Source organism: Pseudomonas sp. Root401, from assembly GCF_001425105.1.
GTDB classification, from domain to species: domain Bacteria; phylum Pseudomonadota; class Gammaproteobacteria; order Pseudomonadales; family Pseudomonadaceae; genus Aquipseudomonas; species Aquipseudomonas brassicacearum.
In genome coordinates, this window is record NZ_LMDO01000001.1 from 332,434 (window position 1) to 351,894 (window position 19,461).

Here is a 19,461-nt window from a genome sequence, read left to right on the forward strand (position 1 = left end):
CGGTAGCGCGCTGCTGTGCCGGCCAAGCCTGCAATCAGGCGCGAACACCCACACGGGCGTGCAGGTGTTCGGTGTTATCCGGCCTCAGAACTGTTCGGGTTGCAGTTGCAGCAGTGACGGGCTGCCGGCGCGGATGCTTTGTTCCAGGCTGAGGATGCGCGGCAGCAGACGGCTGAAGTAGAAGCGCGCGGTGCCCAGCTTTGCGCCATAGAACGCAGGGTCTGTGGCGTGTTGGTGTTCGGCTGTCTGGGCCATGCGTGCCCACATGTACGCGTAAGCGACGTAGCCGAACAGGTGCAGGTACTCGACGCACGCGCTGCCGATGGCGTGGGGATCGAGGCTGGCCTGTTGCTGCAGCCAGTCGCTGAGGTTTTCCAGGCGTTGCACGGCGTCCAGCAGCTCGGCGGCATAGGCGGCGCCGGGCAGGTATGCGAAGTCACGGATCTGAGTGGCGAACAGGCGCAGGGCCACGCCGCCGTTGCCCACTACTTTGCGCCCCAGCAGATCGAGGGCCTGGATGCCGTTGGTGCCTTCATAGATTTGAGCGATGCGCACATCGCGTACCAGTTGTTCCTGGCCCCATTCGCGGATGTAGCCGTGGCCGCCGAATACCTGTTGGCCATGGATGCAACTGTCCAGTCCAGTGTCGGTGAAGAACGCCTTGGCCACAGGGGTCAGCAGGGCCACCAAGGCTTCGGCGTCGTGTCGCTCCTGGGGGTGGTCGCAGAACTTGGCCAGGTCCAGTTGCTGGCCGACGTAGCAGGCGAAGGCCCGGCCGCCCTCGGTCATGGCTTTCATGCTGAGCAGCATGCGGCGCACGTCGGGATGGACGATGATCGGGTCGGCAATTTTGTCCTTGGCCTGGGCGCCTGCGGGGGACCGGCTCTGGATGCGTTCCTGGGCATAGCGGCGGGCGTTCTGGTACGAGGCTTCGGCGCAGCCAATGCCCTGGATGCCAATGGATAGTCGCTCGTAGTTCATCATGGTGAACATCGCCGCCAACCCCTTGTTGGCCTCGCCGATCAGCCAGCCACTGGCACCGTCGAAATTCATCACGCAAGTGGCCGAGGCCTTGATGCCCATCTTGTGTTCGATCGAACCGCAGCTGACGGCGTTGGCCTCCCCAAGCGTACCCTGCGCATCAACGTGGATTTTCGGTACCAGGAACAGCGAGATGCCCTTGGGCCCGGCGGGCGCATCCGGCAGCTTGGCCAGGACCAGGTGAATGATGTTTTCCGTCAGGTCCTGCTCACCGCCGGTGATGAAGATCTTGCTGCCGGTGATCTGGTAGCTGCCATCCGCCTGGGGTTCGGCACGGGTGCGAATGATGCCCAGGTCGGTGCCGGCATGGGCTTCGGTAAGACACATTGAGCCGGCCCAGCGACCCTCGTACATCGGCGGCAGGTACAGAGCCTTGAGTGCTTCGCTGGCGTGGGCGTCGATGGCCAGGCAGGCGCCGGAACTCAGCGCCGAGTACAGGGCGAAGCTGGAGTTGGCGGCGTAGAGCATTTCTTCGAACTGTACGGCGAGCATCTTTGGCATCCCCATGCCGCCATAGGCCGGGTTGCCGCTCAGGCCAACCCAGCCGCCGTCGATGTAGGTCGAATACGCTGCCTTGAAGCCGCTCGGCGTGCTGACCTGGCCGTCGTGCCACTGGGCACCTTCTTCGTCGCCGCTGCGGTTGAGTGGAAAGATCAGGTTATGGGTGACTTTGGCGGCTTCTTCGAGAATCGCATCGGCGGTGGCGGCATCGACAGTATTCGCCAGCGCGGGCAGGCGGGCCCAGAGGTTCGGTGCGTTGAAGACTTCGTGCAGGACAAAACGCATGTCGCGCAACGGGGCGTTGAATTCGGGCATTGCAATGAGCCTCATGCAAGGAAAGGAGGTTGGATGGCCGCAGTTGCGCGGTTCACGGATCACGATCCCAGGCACCGCTGACGTGCGGGTGCTCGCCGGCCCACGAGACGGCCGGTGAGACGCCGGGGCTGTCAGCGATACCTGGGGTTTTTTGGCGTTCGGGCTAGAGATTTTTCGCCATGTCGCGCAGTACGAACTTCTGGATCTTGCCGGTGGAAGTCTTGGGCAATTGGGTGAAGATTACCGTGCGCGGCACCTTGAAACCTGCCAGGTGCTCGCGACAGAAGCTGATGATCTCGGCTTCGTGCACCTCTTCACGGTCGGATTTCAGGGTGATGAAGGCGCAGGGGGTTTCTCCCCATTTTTCGTCAGGACGGGCCACCACGGCGGCTTCCAGAACGGCCGGGTGTCGATAGAGCACGCCTTCCAGTTCGATAGTGGAGATGTTCTCGCCACCGGAAATGATGATGTCCTTGAGCCGGTCGCGGATTTCCACATAGCCATCGGCATGGGTGACGGCCAAGTCGCCGGTGTGGAACCAGCCGCCTTCAAAGGCTTCGGCGGTGGCGCTGGGGTTTTTCAGGTAGCCCTTCATCACGGTATTGCCGCGCATGAAGATTTCACCGATGGTCTGGCCGTCATGAGGCGTTGGTTCGAGCGTCCTTGGATCGGCCACCATCAACCCTTCCAGGGTAGGGTAGCGTACGCCTTGGCGAGCCTTGATCTGGGCTCGCTGTTCCAGCGGCAGCTCATCCCAGGCCGCGTGCCAGGCGCAGAGAGTTACTGGCCCGTAGACCTCGGTCAGACCGTAGACGTGGGTGACCTTGATGCCCATTTCCTCGACAGCGCCAATCACCTTGGCCGGTGGCGCCGCTCCTGCAACCATGGCACTGACCGGATGATCGATCGCGGCCTTGGCCGAGTCGGGCATGTTCACCAGGGCGTTGAGCACAATGGGCGCACCGCAAAGATGGGTGATCTGATGCTCGCGAATCAGGTTGAGGATTTTTTGCGGATCGACCCGGCGCAGGAACACATGGACGCCGGCCAGGGCCGTCACGGTCCAGGGGTAGCACCAGCCGTTGCAGTGGAACATCGGCAACGTCCAGAGGTACACCGGGTGATTGCCCATGGCCCACGTCATCTGGTTGCCCAGGGAATTGAGGTAGGCGCCGCGGTGGTGATAGACCACGCCTTTGGGGTTGCCCGTGGTGCCAGAGGTGTAGTTCAGGGAAATGGCCTGCCATTCATCGTCTGGCCACTGCCAGGCGAAGTTCGGGTCGCCCTCGGCAAGAAACGCCTCGTAGTCCAGTTCACTGTTTGCCTGGCCTTCGCCGTACTCCGGATCGTCAAGGTCGATCACCAGGGGCGGGTGGTCGAGCATGCCGATGGCCGCTTGTACCACGTCATGGAACTCACGGTCGGCGATCAACACCTTGGCTTCGCCATGGGCCAGCATGAATGCGATGGCCTCGGCATCCAGGCGTACGTTGAGGGCGTTGAGCACCGCTCCGATCATCGGCACACCGAAATGCGCTTCAAGCATGGCCGGAATATTCGGCAGCATGACCGCCACCGTGTCGTTTTTACCGATGCCGCGTCCGGCCAGGGCTGAGGCGAGGCGCCGGCAGCGGCTGTAGGTGTCGGCCCAGGTGCGCCGGATCGAGCCGTGGATCACGGCTGGGTAATCGGGATAGACGCTTGCGGTGCGCTCGATGAAGCTCAGGGGTGTCAGGGCGATGTGGTTGACGCCAGTTGGCGCAAGACCTTGCTCGTAGATGGACATGGCTGGGGTACCCGGTGGCTGATTATTAGCTCTATTGGCCGAGATTCTCGTGGTCACGGGCTGCCGGTGCTCGCTGAATCGCAGTGCGATTGTCGGCAGACGCGTTCACCACAGAAAAGCTCGGTGACTTATCCGGGGGAATTTATATACTGTTTGCCGATTGATATGGAAGTACTACCTGAGTTGTATAGTATATATACCATATGCGGCTCGCCCTCTCTTTACGACAGGTTTTCTGATGATCTCCACCTCCGTTCGCTTGCACGGCTGGTTGCGCCTGCAACGTGAAGGCATGGCCCTGGCGGCTTGCGCCGATGCCCTTTGCCGGGCCTTGCAGGATTGCGCGCAAATCCGCCGGGCGGTCTACCTGAGCTGGCATGCGCCAAGTGGCATCTATCGGCATGAAGGTCGTGCCCGGCATTTGCCGCCGGGCTTTGGTGAAGCTTTGCAAAGCAGTGACCGGGCACTTTTCCAGCGTTTGCAGGACGAGGGACGATTGGAGCTGACGCAGGTGCGCCAGCTCGATTGCTGGCTGGCCGGTCGTCTGCGTCGTGCGGCCCTCGAGCATGGCCAGGTCCTGGAGTTGACCCTGCAGCCGGGGCAGCAGGGCTTGCTGCTGGTTGAGCTACAGCCGGAAGTGGGCCAGGACTGGCTGGTGGCCGTGCACGAATTGCTGAATCTGCTGTTAGCCAGTGTCGGTGGCCAGTTGCGCGATTCGCCGCTGCTCGGTCATGACCCGCAGCCAAGTGCATTGCTTGATTCGCGAGGCCGACCGCTGGAGCTCAATGAGGCGCTGATGGCGCTGCTCGAACAGCTGTCGTTGGTCGATGCCTCGAGCCTGTTGCCGGTCAGCCACTCGCACCTGGTGCAGGCCTGTCTGGCCCAGCAGCGAGCCATCGAGAACGTGGAGGTGCAGGTCGCTGAGCAGATCCTGATCTGGACGTTCATTCCCGACCCCAAGGCCAATCGTGTGCTGGCCCGCTGTCGCCAGGCCACCGCGCAGATCCTCGCTGAGCGCGAGTCGACCAAGGCGCGGCGCCTGTACCGGCTGATCACCGAAAATACCACCGACCTGATTTCCCGCCATACCCCGGACGGCTGCTTCCTCGATGCGTCACTGGCTTCTTGGACCTTGCTTGGCTACTGGCCGCAGGAGCTGCATGGGCGCCAGGCCCACAGCCTGTTTCACCGGCAGGACCAGGCTGGCCTGATGCAACGCACCCGCGATGCCCTGGAGCTGGACGGCTATCACACCATGACCTACCGCATTCGCCATCGCGACGGCCATTACTTGTGGTTCGAGACCGCGTGCCGTGCCATTCGCGAAACCTACACCGGCGCGGTGGTTGAGGTGATCAGCGTGTCCCGGGACATCACCGCCCGGGTCCAGGCCGAAGAAAACAAGCGCCGTTTGGCGGAGGTGGTGGAAGCCAACACCGACCCGGTGCTGTTCATCCAGCCCGATGGCGCGGTGACCTACCTCAACCCGGCGGCGCGGCGCACCCTTGGACTGGAGGTGCAACACAGCCTGCCTACGCTGGATGCCTTTCTCAGCGCCGAGGTGCTGGCCAGCCTGGAACAGGAAGGGTGGGATTATGCCGAGCGCAGCGGCCGCTGGAGCATCGAGGCTCGCCTGCAACCGCCGGCCGGAGGGGCTTCGGTGCCGGTGTCGTTGATGCTTCTGGCCCACCGCGCGGCCAGTGGCGAGCGTTTCTATTCGCTGGTGGCTCACGACCAGTCCGAACGAGAGTTGCGTGAAGCCCAGCAGCGTCATCATCAGGACGAACTGGCTCACACAGCGCGCCTGGTGACCCTTGGTGAACTGGCCTCGGGCATTGCCCATGAGATGAATCAACCGCTGGCGGCGGTGGTCAATTATGCCAACGCCAGCCAGCGCTATCTGCAAGCCCTGGGCAGTCATTCCGAGGCCGCCGAGAAGGTAGCCCAGGGGCTGGAGCGGATCGCCGTACACGCCAATCACGCATCGGAGGTGATCAAGCGCCTGCGCGCCTTTCTGCGTAAAGGTCGCCGCCGTATGGAGGCCTTGGACCTCAGTGAAGTTGCCCGGGCAACCACGCGCCTGTGCCTCTGGGAAGCGAACAGTTGCCAGGTGGAGATCGTGGAGCGGTTGCCGGATAATCTGCCGCTGGTCTACGCCGACCGGGTGCTGCTGGAGCAGGTGCTGCTCAACCTGCTGCGCAACGCCATCGAGGCCAATCGCGAGGCCCATCCCGGCCTGCCGTCGCAGATCGTCCTGGCGGTCGAACCTGGGGCCGACGGCGGGGTGCAGGTCAGCGTCAGCGACCAGGGACACGGCGTGCCGACGGCGCAACTGGAGCAGATATTCACCCCGTTCTATTCCAGCAAGGTCAACGGCCTGGGGTTGGGGCTGTCCATGAGTCGCAGCATCATCGAAGGTTTTGGTGGCGAGTTGCAGGCCCGGCCCTTGGCCGTGGGCTTGCAGATGCGCTGCAACTTGCCGGGGCCGACCCTGGCCGGCTCGGCCCGACAACAAGAGGAGTAAGGCAATGGTGAGTGTGGCGGAGCAGGTGGTGTATGTGGTCGACGATGATCAAGGCTTGCTCGACTCGACGGTCTGGCTGCTGGAGTCCGTGGGCCTCAAGGCCCTCTCGTTCACCAGTGGCCGGGAGTTTCTCGAGGCCTGCAACAACCCGCTCAATGGTTGCGTGCTGCTGGACGTGCGCATGCCAGGCATGGGGGGGCTCAACGTGCAGGAAGAGATGCGCAACCGTGGGCTGCGCCTGCCGGTAATCTTCGTCAGTGGGCATGCCGATGTGCCGATTGTGGTGCGGGCGTTCAAGGCCGGGGCCCATGATTTCATCGAGAAGCCCTACAACGAACAGTTGCTGCTCGACAGCGTGCAGCAGGCCTTGAGCCTGGCCGACGACAGCCAGACCGTCAGCGCAGGCCAGGCGCGGGTGCAGGCCCGGCTCCAGAGCTTGACCCCGAGGGAAAATGACGTGTTGCTGCCTCTGGTCCGGGGCTACACCAACCGGGAAATCGCCGAGCAGCTTGGGGTCAATGTCAGGACCATCGACCTCTATCGTTCCCGGGTCATGAAGCGCATGGAGGCCGAGAACTTGCCGCAGCTGGTTGGCATGGCGATTGTCGCTGGCCTGGTCGACCCGTTGCAGTTGCGCTGAGGACTTGGCTCAAGCCGTGGTGACAGACAACGTTGCTTCGGCTGCGACCTTGGAAGCCAATACCCGTTCTATGGCCCCAGCGAGCAGGCTCTCCAGCAACTCGTCGTGCTCGTGTTGCTCCAGAGGCTGCTGCGCCAGCCAACTGGGTGCGCTGTTGAGCAGGGTGGCAATGGCGTGGCCGGCAGCGGCTAATGCTTGGGAGGGGAGACGCCGAGCAGGGCCCAGCATCAGCAACAGCCGCCGTTCGTAGTGTTCGCGTAAATACCGTACTCGCTGTTGCTGCTCGACATTGAGACAACCGCTGTCGCGCTCCGCCAGGCGAAAATGCCAGGGCATCTCCCGGTGCAGCTTGAGGTGGGCGCGGATCAACCGTTGCAGGTTGCCGCGCTTGTCCCGGGGTTGCTGTTCAATGCGCCCGAGGGTGGCCAACAGCTCCTCGAAAAACTCCTCGATCAGATCGGCCAGCAGGTGCTGCTTGCTTGGGTAGTGGTGATACAGCGAGCCAGGCGTCAACCCCAGGTGACTTGCCAGCTCCCGCATGCCAACCTGGCCGAAGCCCTTGTTGGCGAACAGCTCCAGGGCCTTGTCCCGGCTCTCGGCGAAGCGCGAGCAGCGCTCAGCCATAGGCATGGAAACCCCTCCCGGACTTGCGTCCCAGATAGCCGGCGGCGACCATTTCCTTGAGCAATGGAGCCGGGCGATATTTGCTGTCGTTGAAGCCTTCGTAGAACGCCTCCAGGATTGCCAGCAAGGTGTCCAGGCCGATCAGGTCCGCCAGGGCCAGCGGTCCGATGGGCTGGTTGCAGCCCAGGCGCATGCCCGCGTCGATATCTTCGGCGCTGGCCAGGCCTTCCTGGAAGACCAGGATGGCTTCGTTGATCATCGGCACCAGGATCCGGTTGACCACGAAGCCCGGACGGTTCCCGGCGGTGATCGCGGTCTTGTCCAGCCGTCGGGCCATTTCCAGGGCCATGGCGTGGGTCGCGTCGTGGGTCTGCAGGCCACGAATCACCTCGATCAGGCCCATTACCGGCACCGGGTTGAAGAAGTGCAGGCCGATAAAGCGTTCTGGATGACTGACGCCGGCGGCCAGTTGTGTGATCGAGAGCGAGGAGGTGTTGGACGCGATCACGCAGTCGCTGCTGACTTGAGTGGCGACCTGTTGCAGCAGTCGCTGTTTCAGCTCGAGGTTCTCGGTGGCGGCTTCGATCACCAGTTGTGCATCGGCCAGGCTGGCGTAGTCGGTGCTGGTGCGGATCTTCTCCAGGGCGAGATGTTTCTGCGCTTGGCTCAGGGTCTGCTTGGCGATTTGCCGGTCGAGGTTCTTGGCCACGGTGGCCAGGGCTTTTTCCAGGGCGCTGGCGCAGATGTCCAGCAAGATCACTTCGAAACCGGCCAGGGCGCAAACCTGTGCTATGCCGTTGCCCATGGTGCCGGCGCCGATCACGCCGATTGTGTGCAGATGCATGTGGAGTGTTTCCCTTTTTAGCGCGCCCCAACGTGCAGCCAATGGCTGGCCTTGGACGCGGTCCGCTGGAAGGGCTCGACAGATAGTGTGCCGTGCCCCTTAATGCCGCCAGTCTAGAGGCCGCCGTTGGGTGGGCCTATGCCATAACTGCTCAGCGATGCTGGCGTTTTTTGCCATCCGGGACGTGGGGAAACTGGGTTTATGCGGGAAAAGGATTCGGTCGCGGTCTACTTCGTGCACACCATGATCCACGCGCTGCGGGACCAGCCTCAACGGCTGGCGGCGATACTGGCCGAGGCCGGCATCGACCCGGCGTTGCTGGGCCAGCCTGAGGCACGGGTTTCAGCGAGCGCTTTTGCTGCCTTGTGGCTGATCCAGATTCGCGAACTACAGGACGAGTTCTTCCAGCTGGATTCCCACGGCATGCCGGTCGGCAGTTTTGCCCTGATTTGTCGGGGATTGATCCAGGAACCCGACTTGGGCAAGGCCTTGCGCCAGTGCCTGGGTAACTTCGGGTTGTTCCTGAGGGACTTTCGCGGCAGCCTCAGCGTGCGCGGCAAGCGGGCGGTGATCAGTCTGCAGACGTGCTCGGCGGATCCGGATGCCCGGCGTTTTGGCGAGGAAACCTTCCTTGTGCTGATGATCAGCCTGCTGTGTTGGCTGGGCGGGCGGCGCATTCCCATCGATCGCGCAGACTTTCGTCAGTCGCGCCTGGCCCTCAGCGACGATGCGCTGCTCTGGGGGCCCAACCTGAGCTTTGGCGCCGAGCGCACGGAAATCGAATTCGCCAGCCGCTACCTGCGCTTGCCAGTCGTCCAGGACCTGGCCTCCCTCAAGGTATTTCTGCGCAGTGCGCCGCAATGGCTGGTAATCCGTTTTCGCAATCAGCATGGCCTGGCTACGCGGCTTCATCAGTGCCTGCGCCACAGCCATTACAGCCAGTGGCCGACCCTGGAAGCCTTTGCCAGTGACTTGCGGATGAGCCCCAGCACCTTGCGTCGACGCTTGGAGCGCGAAGGAAGTTCGTTCCAGGAAATCAAGGACGAGGTCCGCCGTGGGCTGGCCGTCGAGCTGCTGCGCCAGACCGGCAGCAGCATCAGTGACATTGCCGAACAGACCGGCTTTCAGGAGCCCAGCGCCTTCCATCGTGCCTTCAAGAAATGGACCGGCGAAAGCCCCGGTCGCTATCGTGCACGCTTCCAGCGGTCGGCATGACCAGCCCACAGGCCACCGCGGCACTGACGGCCTGCTGGCGGCTTACCGAACCCAGCTTGCGTCGGGCATTGAGCAGGTGGAAGTCGATGGTGCGTTCGGAGCAGGTCAGGATGTGGCTGATCTCCCAGGTGGTCTTGCCTTCGCTGGCCCAGTACAGGCAGTCCATTTCCTTGGGCGTCAGGTCCTGGCGCGGTTGGACAGGTCGTTGCAACTGATGTCGTATCCCGGCGAGCAGGTAGGGGATGAGCATGAACAGTTGGTAAACGGCGGGGTTGGAAAAACCCTTTTGTTCGGTGATCTGTGTGTCGTCGAAGGCCACGCTCAGTGTTCCCCTGAGCATTTCGTAGCGCAGCGGGATACTCACGCCGCTGCGCAGGCCGTGTTGCTCGCGTTGCTCCCAGAAGTGCCGGGAGCGTCCCCGGGCGCGCCGTCGCTCGCTGTCCCAGAAAAGCGGCACCAGTTCGCGTCGACAGTGCCTGAGTATCGGGTCGATCTCGATCAGCCCGTCACAGCGGTAGTGTTCCAGCCAGCGTTTGGGAAAGGTGGTGATGAGGCCGGCCAGAGGGTCGGTATCCCTCGGCGCTACCGGTCCCAGGCTGATGAGGTAGTTGCCGAAGCCGAGTTGGCGCAGCACTTTGTTCAGCAGGCGCTCCCAATCGCAACGGTTGGCATCCTTGGCGAGGCTCGTGAAGGCGGTCAGCGTAGCGGCACGCTCGGCCTGGGTCCGGCCGCAGGCGGGGGAGTGGTGTTTGTCCATAAACGGATCGCTCTAGTTGTAGCAGGAATGAAGCAGTCGCAGTACATGGAAGGAAGGGGCGCATGCCCCTTCCGGGCGGATCACTTGTGCACGTGACACCGGATGAAACTGCGGAACAGGTCCAGGCCGTTTTCGGTGAGGATGCTTTCAGGGTGGAACTGCACGCCCTCCACCGGCAGGTGGCGATGGCGCACGCCCATGACATAGCCGTCGTCCGTGGATCTGGACGTGATCTCCAGGCAGTCGGGTAACGGCTGCTCGCTGATCATCAACGAGTGGTAGCGGGTCGCCCGAATCGCATGTGCCTGGGTGTGGTCATAGACGCCCTTGCCGTCGTTCTCGATCGTGCTCACCTTGCCGTGCATCACGTGTGGGGCCCGGCAAACCTGGGCACCGAAGGCCAGGCCGATGGCCTGGTGACCCAGGCACACACCCAACAGCGGCAGGCGCCCCTGAAAGTGCCTGATCACTTCGATGTAGCCCACGTCGGCCGGATGCCCAGGCCCAGGGCCCAGCACGCAGAAATCCGGCGAGAACGCTTCAATGCGCTGGATGAGGTCCGGTACGTCGTGACGCTCGACGTGGGTTTCCAGCCCCAGTTGTTCCAGGTACTGGCTGATGATGAAGACGAAGCTGTCATAGGCGTCGATCAAGAATACTTTCACAGTGCGATCTCCTGGCCGGTCACTGCCCGATAGACGGAACCCATCTTGTACAGCGTCTCTTTCCACTCAAGCTCTGGCACCGAATCGGCCACCACTCCGGCGGATGCACGCAAGTGGTAGGTACCCTCGTCGAAGACCGTCGAGCGAATGCACAATGCGGTGTTGACGCTGCCATCGAAACCGACCAGGCCAAGGGCCCCGGCATAAATGCCCCGGCGGTTGCTTTCCATCCCCTCGATCAGCTCCATCGCCCTGACCTTGGGCGCGCCGGACATGGTGCCCGCGGGGAACGAGGCCTTGATCACATCGTAGGCATCCAGGCCCGGGCGCAGCAAACCGCGAACGTTCGACACCATGTGGTAGAGGTGCGAGTACTCTTCCACCAGCATGAACTCATCGACCTCCAGCGAGCCGGCCTGGCACACGCGACCGATATCGTTGCGACACAGGTCGATGAGCATCAGGTGTTCGGCGCGCTCCTTTTCGGAGCGGGTCAGCTCCAGGACCAACTGAGTCGGATCGACACCAGGCTTCTTGCCCACGGTGCCGGCGATCGGGCGCATCTCGATCAAGTCGTCCTTGATCCTGACGAACAGCTCGGGGCTGGCGCCGATCAGGTCGATGCCGCCTACGTGGGCCAGGTACATGTAGGGCGAAGGGTTGCGCAGGCGCAGGTTCTGGTACACATCGAACGGTGAAACCTGCGAGCGGATGCGAATCTCATGGCCGAGCTGGATCTGGTAGACGTCGCCGGCGCGGATGTGCTCCATCGCCACTTCGACGCGCTCGACGAATTGCTCCGGGGTCACCGTGCGCTCTTCCTCGAAGCCCTCGGGGTACGGTAGCGGAGCCAGTGCCTCGGCTGCCGGGGTTGTGCTCAGGAAGGGGTAGTCCTCCAACGTACGGGGCGACCAGAGATCGTGGTTGTTGATCAGGGTTTCGACGATGCCATTGCTGTGGAAATAAACCAGCGTCTGATAGACCGACAGGGCAATGAGCGGGTAGTCGTAGGTCTGTTTGGCCAGATCGGGAAGTCGCTCGATCAGGCGAACGCAGTCGTAGGAGAAATAGCCGAAGAAGGCCAGGCTGGAAGGGGCATTGGACGCAGGCTGGAATGTTGCCTGGATAGCCCGGAGCAGGTTCCACGCCGCTTCGCTGTCGGGTAGATGGATCTTGTGTTCCTGGTCGACCTGCATGCCCGCTTGCCGCAGGCTGGCGGACAAATGTTCACACAGGGCGGCGCAGCCTCGCAGTTGGGCCTGGCCCTCATTGATACACACCTCGAACAGCGGTTCGAGCCCGATGATCGTCGCCCGGCGATCACGGCTTGGGCCGGACAGTGATTCAAGAATGAAAACAGACTCGCGACCCAGTTGTTCCAGTGCATTTGCATATATGCCAAGTGCATCCGTAGGTCGACGTTCTTCGCGACGAAGAACATTCACGCCAATTAGATTTGTATTCACGGTTAATACCATATTCAAGGTGTAACGATTCAGGCGCTCGATTAAGAGAGCGCCACGGGAATATAAAGCGCGCAGGCACTTTAAATACGTGTTGACGGATATCCTGAATAGACGTGGCGGACGCTGTTCATGTCGCGCGCACTAAAAAGCTTGCAATGGATTGCAGCCAATTGTTGCGCAGGGCACAAGGCGCGAGCGCCTTCGATTTCAGAGGGGAAAGATCAGGACGTTGCTGGCAGGCAGCAGACAGGCTCCGGTCTTCGCTAGATTAGCGACGCCAGATATTGCTTTTGAAGATGGCCAGAATGGCCCGGGAACAGCTGTCGGGATAGCTGTGGGAGGAACTGATAGCAGAAAGGTGATAGTACATTTTTAGACATCCCAGTCTTGGCTAAGCACTGCGGGAATAATTGGCAGTGCGGCGAAATTACCAGCGTGCCCTGGGGCTGTCAACTGCTGAGGGAATATTAATATTTCATTCATTTCTGAATGTCGACGAGGCGAAGAGCTAACCCTGCGCGTATGTAATCGCGCGTGCTTTTAACAAGAAACTCGTGCGCGCACAACTGCGAGATAGCGCAGCTGGGTATTTGTAAGTTCTGTTACTAACGTAGCGGCCGTTGAGTTCCAGTAACCCATCAAACCTGAGCGGCTGAAATGAAAGAGCATTTAGAGACATTCAAGAAGCGGTACGATCCGATTCATCATGCCTATTGGACCGACGTCCTCAGCGACACCGAGCTGGCGGCCTGGCACCAGGCACAGTTGCGGGAAGTGATCGGCCACGTGAAGCGGTCCTCGCCGTTCTATTCCAGGCACCTTGCCCAGGTCGACGAGCGTTCGCTGACCTTGGATGACCTCGCCACCTTGCCATTCACGACCAAGGATGATCTGCGCGAAGCAGGCTTCGACATCTTGTCCGGCCCGCTGGAAGACAGCATCTTCTATTACGAGACCACGGGGACCACCGGGCCCGCCACGCCATGCCCACGGGACCGCAAGGAAAGCTACGCGAGCAATCGCCAACTGGCCATGGCCTACCAGGCCGTGATCGAAAAGCATTTCCCGGGTGAAAGGACTGTGGTCGGCATCATGGGACCCACCGAGGTCCATTCCTTCGGTGACACCCTGGGCGATGTCTGCACCCAGCTCGACCTGTGCAACGCCAAGATCTGGCCGCACTCGCCGGTGATCGGTTGGCCCAAGGCACTGCAACTGCTCAAGGACCTGCGGATCGGCGTGCTCGCATCGGCACCGGGGCTGTTGCTGGCCATGGCCAAGGAAGCCGAGCGCCAAGGCTTGAACCCACGCGAGGACTTCGCCCTGCGCGCGTTCATGATGAGCGGCGAACTGTGCACCCCTGCATTGAAGAACAACCTCTACAGCCTGTGGGGCGCGCAGGCCTACAACAGCCTGTACGGCTCCCAGGAAGCGCTGATCATCGCCGCCTGCAACGCCAACGACCAGTTGGTGCCGCATCGCCTCAACTACATCATCGAAGTGCTCGATCCCAAGTCCGGGGAAAGCCTGGGCTGCACCGGCGACGGTGAGTTGTGCGTGACCATGCTGATCCCTGGCAGCAAGCCGCTGATTCGCTACCGCACGGGTGACCTGGTCTCGATCCAGTCGCGTCCCGGCTATCCGCAATCGATGCGCCAGACCGTCAAGGTCGTCGGTCGGGTGAAGGATGCCGTGCAACTGAACGATCGCGCCTTCTCCGCCGCACAGATCGAGCAGGCGCTGCTTGAAGGCGTCGAACAATGCCTGGGTTACCAGATCATCCTCAGTCGCGCCAATGATCGCGACACCGTCATCGCCAAGCTGGAAATGTCGCGCTTCTTCGAAGGCGATCGTGGGCGTCTGGTGCTGCTGATCAAGGAGCGCCTGCGCGAACGGCTGGGAGTCGATGCCACGGTCATGGTGGTGGGCGATCTGGCCGAGCATGTGAACCTGGGCAGTTGGTTCAGCTGGAAAGAAGCACGCATCGTCGATCAGCGTCAAGGCCAGTGAGGTCAGCGATGAGCCTGTCTGTTCGCGTGATCGACAACGCCAATGAACTGTTCGAGTCCGTCCGGCAACTCAGGAGTCGCTACCTGGGGACCAACCCGGCACGGGAGGATGACTTCGAGCGCAGGGAGCAGGTGCGCGACGCCTTGTCCTATCACCTGGTCTACCTGGACAAGGACGAAGTGGTTGGGACGTTGCGCGTCACCCCGCTGGGTCATGGCCTGAGCTTCGTCGAGCGAGCGGTCGACGTGCAGGCTTATTTCGAACAATCGACGGATGCCTTCGATGCCAATCGCCTGGTGCTGGACGAGCGATACCGCGGCGGTCGGCACCTGCGCCTGTTTCTCCTGCAAGCGGCCATTTGGCTGAAAGCCAACACCCACCTGCGATTCATCTCGGCACTGTGCCGCGGCCAATTGGCTGCGCTCTATGTCGGCCTGGGCGGACGCGTGCTGGTGGATGACGTTACCTGGACCGGGGAACAGGTCGAGCGGCGCTACAGCCTCGTGTACCTGGAACTCGAAAGTGTTTACCTCAATGTTAAAGGAGCCAATTGAAATGCAAGCATTCTTCAAGGAACTCGACGCTATCGTCGACGCGGGCTGGGCCCAGATCAAGCAGGGCGCCTACTGGAAATTCAGCCTGGACAACCCGACGCCGCCAGCCCTCTACCAACAGCTCATGCTGCAGGTCTACCACTACACCCGCTACAACTCGGTGAACCAGGCCGCCTGCGCCTTCAGTGCCGATCCTGAGGAAACGACGCTGTTGCGCTTCGTCTACAAGCACGCCCTGGAAGAGCTGGGCCACGAGCGCATGGTGCTACGTGACCTGGAATCGGTCGGGCTGTTGCCGCAGGCCATGCCGGCACCCCTGGCGCCGACCCAGGCCCTGATCGCCTTTCTCAACGATGTGGCCATCCGCAAGGGGCCGATCGCTCGCCTGGGCTACAGCTACTGGGCCGAGGACGTCTACGAGCACATCCAACCTATCCTGGAGCGGTTCCGCGCCGACCTGGGCTTGAAGGATGAGCAGATGACCTTCTTCGTCGCCCACTCGACCATCGACGAGAAGCACGCCGAGGAAGTGCGTATGGCGATGCAGCGTGCGGTGAAGACCGAAGAAGATCGTCGTCAGATCAAGGAAGTGGCACGCGTCACGCTGTGGCTGACCGGGCAGTTGATGGAAGAGGCTTTGCGCGCCTACCTGGCTGGCGAAGAAGGGTTGCGGGAGGCGTCCTGAATCATGAATCTGACCATCATTGTCGGGTCAAGCCGACCTTGTGGTGTCAGTGCACGGGTGGTGGCGCTGGTGCGCCGCCACCTGGGCGAGGAGGTCGCGGTCGATGACATCTGGCTCAAGGATTACCGGATCGACTACTGCGACGCCGACAACGCCTGTTCCGACCAGGACTGCCAAGTGCAGGACGACGTCGGGCAGTTGGTGGCGCGGCTGGACCGCGCCGATGCGGTGCTCTATCTCCCCGTCATGCATGCCTACGGCACCAACAGTCGCTTCCAGGCGTTTCTGGAACGAGTCGGCTATGGCTTCCTGCGGCCACGGGAGCGTCCGCTGCGCGACAAGCTCGCGGCGATTGCGGTCGTCGGCCGACGCTATGGACACACGGCGGTTTTCTCCCAGGTTGCGCTGAATGTCCTGCTCAACAAAATGATTCTGGTCGGCTCGGGATTTCCGCCGTGCTTCCAGACCCAACTGGCCCACGATCCTGAAGCGGAACAGGCCCTGCGCGAGACATTGGACCGGCTCTGTGAGCATCACTGTCGACTTAACCCCCCAGCCCTTGCGACAGGCAAGCCGGAAAGAATCCTGCGGCCCATTCAATTTCAGAAGGGATAACTGTCATGCCATTGAAAGATTCCTTGCTCGCGCTACTGGTCGCGTTTCTCTGGGGCGCGCAGGTCACTGCAGTGAAAATCGGCGGCGCCGAGTTGCCGCCTATCCTCATGGTCGCCATGCGCTACGCGATCATGGCGCTGTTTCTCCTGCCGCTGCTCAAGCGCGTCAAACGTGAACAGTTGGCGTCCGTGGCCCTGATCGCCACGATTACCGGGACCTTGCATTTCGGTTTGCTGTATTGCGGTATCGCCCGGGTAGACGCCTCTACCTCGGCGATCATCTATCAACTGGCGGCACCGTTTACCCTCGTCCTGGCATTCGCGTTACTGGGGGAAGTCCTGAAACTGAGGCTCCTGGCGGGCATCCTGCTGGCGTTCGCCGGTGTCCTGGTGCTACTCGCTACGCCATCGGCGGGCGGGACGTTCATCGGCATGTTGCTGGTGGCGCTGGCGGCCTTGGCATTCGCTGCCGGATCAGTGTTGACCAAGCGTCTCGGGCCTCTCGATCCGCTGGCCTTGAGTGCCTGGACGGCGGTCATCGCCGCACCGCAACTGTTGCTGTGGTCGTTCGTCCAGGAAGGCGAGCAATGGACACGCGTCTACACGGCCAGCGCCCAGGCGTGGTGGGCGGTGCTCTACACCGCGCTCAGTGGTGGTCTGCTGGGGTTCGGCCTGTGGTTCTGGTTGCTCGGCCGCAACTCGATGCAGCAACTGAGCCCGTACCTGCTCCTGGTGCCGGTGTTCGCGATCGCTGTCAGCCAGGTCATGCTCGCCGAAGGTTTCAGCCAGCGCCTGGTGATCGGCGCCGTGTTGACGTTGTCAGGTGTGGCGCTATGCCAACTGCGCCTGCCGGCAAGACTCTTCCCCAAGGCGGCTGACAAAGGACAAGGAGTGGCGGATGAACCGCGTTGATCGACTGCTGCTCGGCACCTTGCGCCTGGTCCACCGCTGGCAGTTCGGTTTGAAACTGCGCTGGCACAGCGGTGCGCATGGACGCTTGGCTTATCTGCAAAGCCCTGTACGGCAACAGCGGACGACGCTGGTCATGCTCCATGGCTTGGGTGCCAGCAAGGATCAGTGGGGTCCTGCGATGCTGGGCATGGCGCGCCATCACCATTGCGTTTTCGTCGACTTGCCGGGGCATGGCCAATCCGTTTACGAGGCGGGCGCTGGCTTTGGACCCCAGGCAATGCTGGCGGAGCTCGAAGGCTTGCTGGATACGCTCGTCGAGGGTCCCTTCGTGCTGGTTGGCAGTTCTTTGGGTGGGTGCGTGGCCGGGCTGTATGCGGCGAAACACCCGCAGCGTGTCAGTCACTTGGTCTTGCTGGCGCCTGCCGGTCTGGGTGAGCAAGCGCTAGGCCCCACATTGAAAGCCAGCCTGCAAGGGCCGGGGACGGTGTTTGGCTATCGTACGGTCGAGGAGATGAAGCGCTTCTGGAGCCTGGTGTTCAAGGCGCCGCCCGAGGTAGGAGGGCGCTTGGCCCAGGCCATGGCGGCCAGCGGCAAGTCGAGGTTTGCCGCTGTGCAGCGGGTCGTTGAGGATTTCCGTCGTGAAGGCCTGGACGTGCTGCTCGAACGGCTGCCACAGATTGCTGCCAAGACGCTGGTGATCTGGGGGCGGCACGACCAGGTGTTTCTGCCGGCGACCCTGGATAACCTGCTCCAGCAACTGCCCGATGCACGCGGCGAGTTCATCGAGGACTGCGGGCATGTGCCCTATCTTGAACGGGGCGCCGATGTGGTGGCGGCCATCACAGGGTTCATTGCAACGTCCAGGGGTTAGGAGGAATCGATCAAAGCCTGGCCGCCAAAGTCCCCTTTCTGACCTCCCATAGCCTCAACAGCCGGGTACCGCTGCCGTAACGTGCACCTGACTGCGCACGCGGGAGCGTCTTGATGAATCGTAGAACCTTTATGCTCGGCACCGCAGGAGTGGGTGCATTGATGGTCGGGGCGGGGGCGCTGTTGCGTCCGAGCGATCGGGGCAGCCCTTACAACGAGTACTTTCGCGCGCTGAACCAGGAGCTGAAGCGCCATGGGCCGATGCGCCCCGTGATGCTGATCGACCTGGACCTGCTCGATCACAATATTAATGTGGTCAAGCAATCAGTCACCCGCGCCGGTAAACATTTGCGCCTGGTGGAGAAATCCCTGCCATCACCGGGACTGTTGGCGTACATCGCCAAACGTACCGATACCCGACGGCTGATGTCGTTTCATCAGCCGTTTCTCAATCACGATGCAGTGACCTTTCCCGAGGCTGACATCTTGCTCGGCAAGCCTTTACCGGTACGCTCGGCCGAGGTGTTTTACCAAACCCACAAGGGAACCTTCGACCCTTCCAGGCAACTGCAATGGCTGCTCGATACCCCCCGGCGGCTGATGGATTACCTGGCATTGGCGCAAGGCCTGGGCATCCGGATGCGGATCAATATCGAGCTGGATGTCGGCCTGCACCGTGGCGGAGTCGCCGACCACGCGGTGCTCGGCGAGATGCTGACGCTAATCAGTGCCCATGCGCAGCAGCTCGAATTTTCAGGCTTCATGGGGTATGACCCGTTTGTCGGCATGGGCGTGCCCAGGGTCCTTGGTTCGTCCCAGGCGTTGTTCGACAAGGTGATGGTCATTTACAACGGCCATGTGAATTACCTGCGTGAACACTTCCCTGCGCTTTGGCACGAAGGGCTCACGCTCAATACAGCCGGCAGCCCCAGCTACGGTATACATGAGCAGGAACGTTTGAGCAGCGAGGTCTCGGTGGGGACGGCGTTTCTCAAGCCGACCCATTACGACCTGCCATCGCTGGCCGAGCATGTGCCGGCGGCCTTTATCGCAACGCCCGTGCTAAAGAGCACGGGGGCCGTCAACTTCCCAGCCCTGGACGACAAGTCCCGATTGTTCTCCTGGTGGGACCCCAATCAGCGCGCGACATTCTTCCTCTACGGCGGTAACTGGATGGCCGAGTTCGAGTCACCCAAGGGGCTGCAAAGCAATGAGCTTTATGGTCGCAGCTCCAACCAGGAAATGGTCAACGGCTCGCCGGCCGTAGGGTTGAACGTGGAGGACCAGGTGTTTTTACGGCCGACCCAGGCTGAATCCGTGCTGCTGCAATTTGGCGATTTGCTGGCTGTGCGCGGCGGGAAGATTGTTGAAACCTGGCCTGTGTATTGAATTGGGTTGACCCCGCCATGCTTGGGCGTCCGCAGAATTTGAACGGATG

17 protein-coding genes are annotated in these 19,461 nt (G+C 61.8%); 10 read left to right on the forward strand and 7 right to left on the reverse strand.

Features of this window, described 5'->3' with window-relative positions:
• Window positions 1–84: 84 nt before the first annotated feature.
• On the reverse strand, window positions 85–1,857 hold the full coding sequence (locus tag ASC85_RS01445) for an acyl-CoA dehydrogenase C-terminal domain-containing protein (RefSeq protein ID WP_057447951.1): 1,773 nt from the start codon (window positions 1,855–1,857) through the stop codon (window positions 85–87).
• Between the two features lie 163 nt (window positions 1,858–2,020).
• On the reverse strand, window positions 2,021–3,643 hold the full coding sequence (locus ASC85_RS01450) for an acyl-CoA synthetase (RefSeq protein WP_057447952.1): 1,623 nt from the start codon (window positions 3,641–3,643) through the stop codon (window positions 2,021–2,023).
• Window positions 3,644–3,881: 238 nt separating this feature from the next.
• On the opposite strand from ASC85_RS01450, the gene ASC85_RS01455 reads away from it, so the two are divergent.
• Together ASC85_RS01455 and ASC85_RS01460 are read left to right on the forward strand one after the other, a co-directional pair.
• Entirely contained in the window at window positions 3,882–6,167 is a 2,286-nt protein-coding gene (locus tag ASC85_RS01455; RefSeq protein WP_057447953.1) for a PAS domain-containing sensor histidine kinase, read from the forward strand.
• 4 nt (window positions 6,168–6,171) lie between these two features.
• The gene (locus ASC85_RS01460; RefSeq protein WP_057447954.1) at window positions 6,172–6,807 is read left to right on the forward strand and encodes a response regulator transcription factor; all 636 of its coding nucleotides are present in this window, start codon (window positions 6,172–6,174) and stop codon (window positions 6,805–6,807) included.
• Between the two features lie 9 nt (window positions 6,808–6,816).
• Here ASC85_RS01460 and ASC85_RS01465 read toward each other — a convergent pair whose 3' ends face one another.
• Together ASC85_RS01465 and ASC85_RS01470 are read right to left on the reverse strand one after the other, a co-directional pair.
• Complete coding sequence (locus ASC85_RS01465) at window positions 6,817–7,431, reverse strand: TetR/AcrR family transcriptional regulator (RefSeq protein ID WP_057447955.1); 615 nt, start codon at window positions 7,429–7,431, stop codon at window positions 6,817–6,819.
• The gene (locus ASC85_RS01470) at window positions 7,424–8,275 is read right to left on the reverse strand and encodes a 3-hydroxybutyryl-CoA dehydrogenase (RefSeq protein WP_057447956.1); all 852 of its coding nucleotides are present in this window, start codon (window positions 8,273–8,275) and stop codon (window positions 7,424–7,426) included. The genes ASC85_RS01465 and ASC85_RS01470 overlap by 8 nt, the downstream gene beginning before the upstream one ends.
• A 201-nt stretch (window positions 8,276–8,476) precedes the next feature.
• Here ASC85_RS01470 and ASC85_RS01475 point away from each other — a divergent pair, with 201 nt between their 5' ends.
• A complete protein-coding gene (locus tag ASC85_RS01475; protein WP_046062795.1) occupies window positions 8,477–9,490 on the forward strand; it encodes an AraC family transcriptional regulator in 1,014 nt (337 codons plus the stop codon).
• On the opposite strand, the gene ASC85_RS01480 is transcribed toward ASC85_RS01475, so the two are convergent.
• From ASC85_RS01480 to ASC85_RS01490, 3 genes are all read right to left on the reverse strand, one after another.
• Window positions 9,429–10,247: an autoinducer binding domain-containing protein gene (locus tag ASC85_RS01480; RefSeq protein WP_057447957.1), complete on the reverse strand. Its 819-nt coding sequence runs from the start codon at window positions 10,245–10,247 to the stop codon at window positions 9,429–9,431. The genes ASC85_RS01475 and ASC85_RS01480 overlap by 62 nt on opposite strands.
• A gap of 80 nt (window positions 10,248–10,327) precedes the next feature.
• The gene (locus ASC85_RS01485; protein WP_003200640.1) at window positions 10,328–10,912 is read right to left on the reverse strand and encodes an anthranilate synthase component II; all 585 of its coding nucleotides are present in this window, start codon (window positions 10,910–10,912) and stop codon (window positions 10,328–10,330) included.
• Window positions 10,909–12,378, reverse strand: coding sequence for an anthranilate synthase component I family protein (locus ASC85_RS01490; RefSeq protein ID WP_057448221.1), 1,470 nt, complete (start codon window positions 12,376–12,378; stop codon window positions 10,909–10,911). The genes ASC85_RS01485 and ASC85_RS01490 overlap by 4 nt, the downstream gene beginning before the upstream one ends.
• A gap of 657 nt (window positions 12,379–13,035) precedes the next feature.
• On the opposite strand from ASC85_RS01490, the gene ASC85_RS01495 reads away from it, so the two are divergent.
• The 7 genes from ASC85_RS01495 (at window position 13,036) to ASC85_RS01525 (ending at window position 19,412) form a co-directional block, all read left to right on the forward strand.
• Window positions 13,036–14,388 carry a phenylacetate--CoA ligase family protein gene (locus ASC85_RS01495; RefSeq protein ID WP_057447958.1) on the forward strand — a complete coding sequence of 451 codons (1,353 nt, stop codon included), beginning with the start codon at window positions 13,036–13,038 and terminating at the stop codon, window positions 14,386–14,388.
• 8 nt (window positions 14,389–14,396) lie between these two features.
• Entirely contained in the window at window positions 14,397–14,942 is a 546-nt protein-coding gene (locus ASC85_RS01500) for a hypothetical protein (protein WP_046062793.1), read from the forward strand.
• Window position 14,943: 1 nt separating this feature from the next.
• Complete coding sequence (locus ASC85_RS01505) at window positions 14,944–15,627, forward strand: iron-containing redox enzyme family protein (RefSeq protein WP_003200648.1); 684 nt, start codon at window positions 14,944–14,946, stop codon at window positions 15,625–15,627.
• Between the two features lie 3 nt (window positions 15,628–15,630).
• On the forward strand, window positions 15,631–16,242 hold the full coding sequence (locus ASC85_RS01510) for a flavodoxin family protein (protein ID WP_003200650.1): 612 nt from the start codon (window positions 15,631–15,633) through the stop codon (window positions 16,240–16,242).
• Window positions 16,243–16,247: 5 nt separating this feature from the next.
• Window positions 16,248–17,153 carry a DMT family transporter gene (locus tag ASC85_RS01515; RefSeq protein ID WP_057447959.1) on the forward strand — a complete coding sequence of 302 codons (906 nt, stop codon included), beginning with the start codon at window positions 16,248–16,250 and terminating at the stop codon, window positions 17,151–17,153.
• The gene (locus ASC85_RS01520; protein ID WP_057447960.1) at window positions 17,140–18,024 is read left to right on the forward strand and encodes an alpha/beta fold hydrolase; all 885 of its coding nucleotides are present in this window, start codon (window positions 17,140–17,142) and stop codon (window positions 18,022–18,024) included. Before ASC85_RS01515 ends, ASC85_RS01520 begins: the two co-directional genes overlap by 14 nt.
• Before the next feature lie 182 nt (window positions 18,025–18,206).
• On the forward strand, window positions 18,207–19,412 hold the full coding sequence (locus tag ASC85_RS01525; RefSeq protein WP_162254862.1) for a DSD1 family PLP-dependent enzyme: 1,206 nt from the start codon (window positions 18,207–18,209) through the stop codon (window positions 19,410–19,412).
• Window positions 19,413–19,461: the final 49 nt, after the last annotated feature.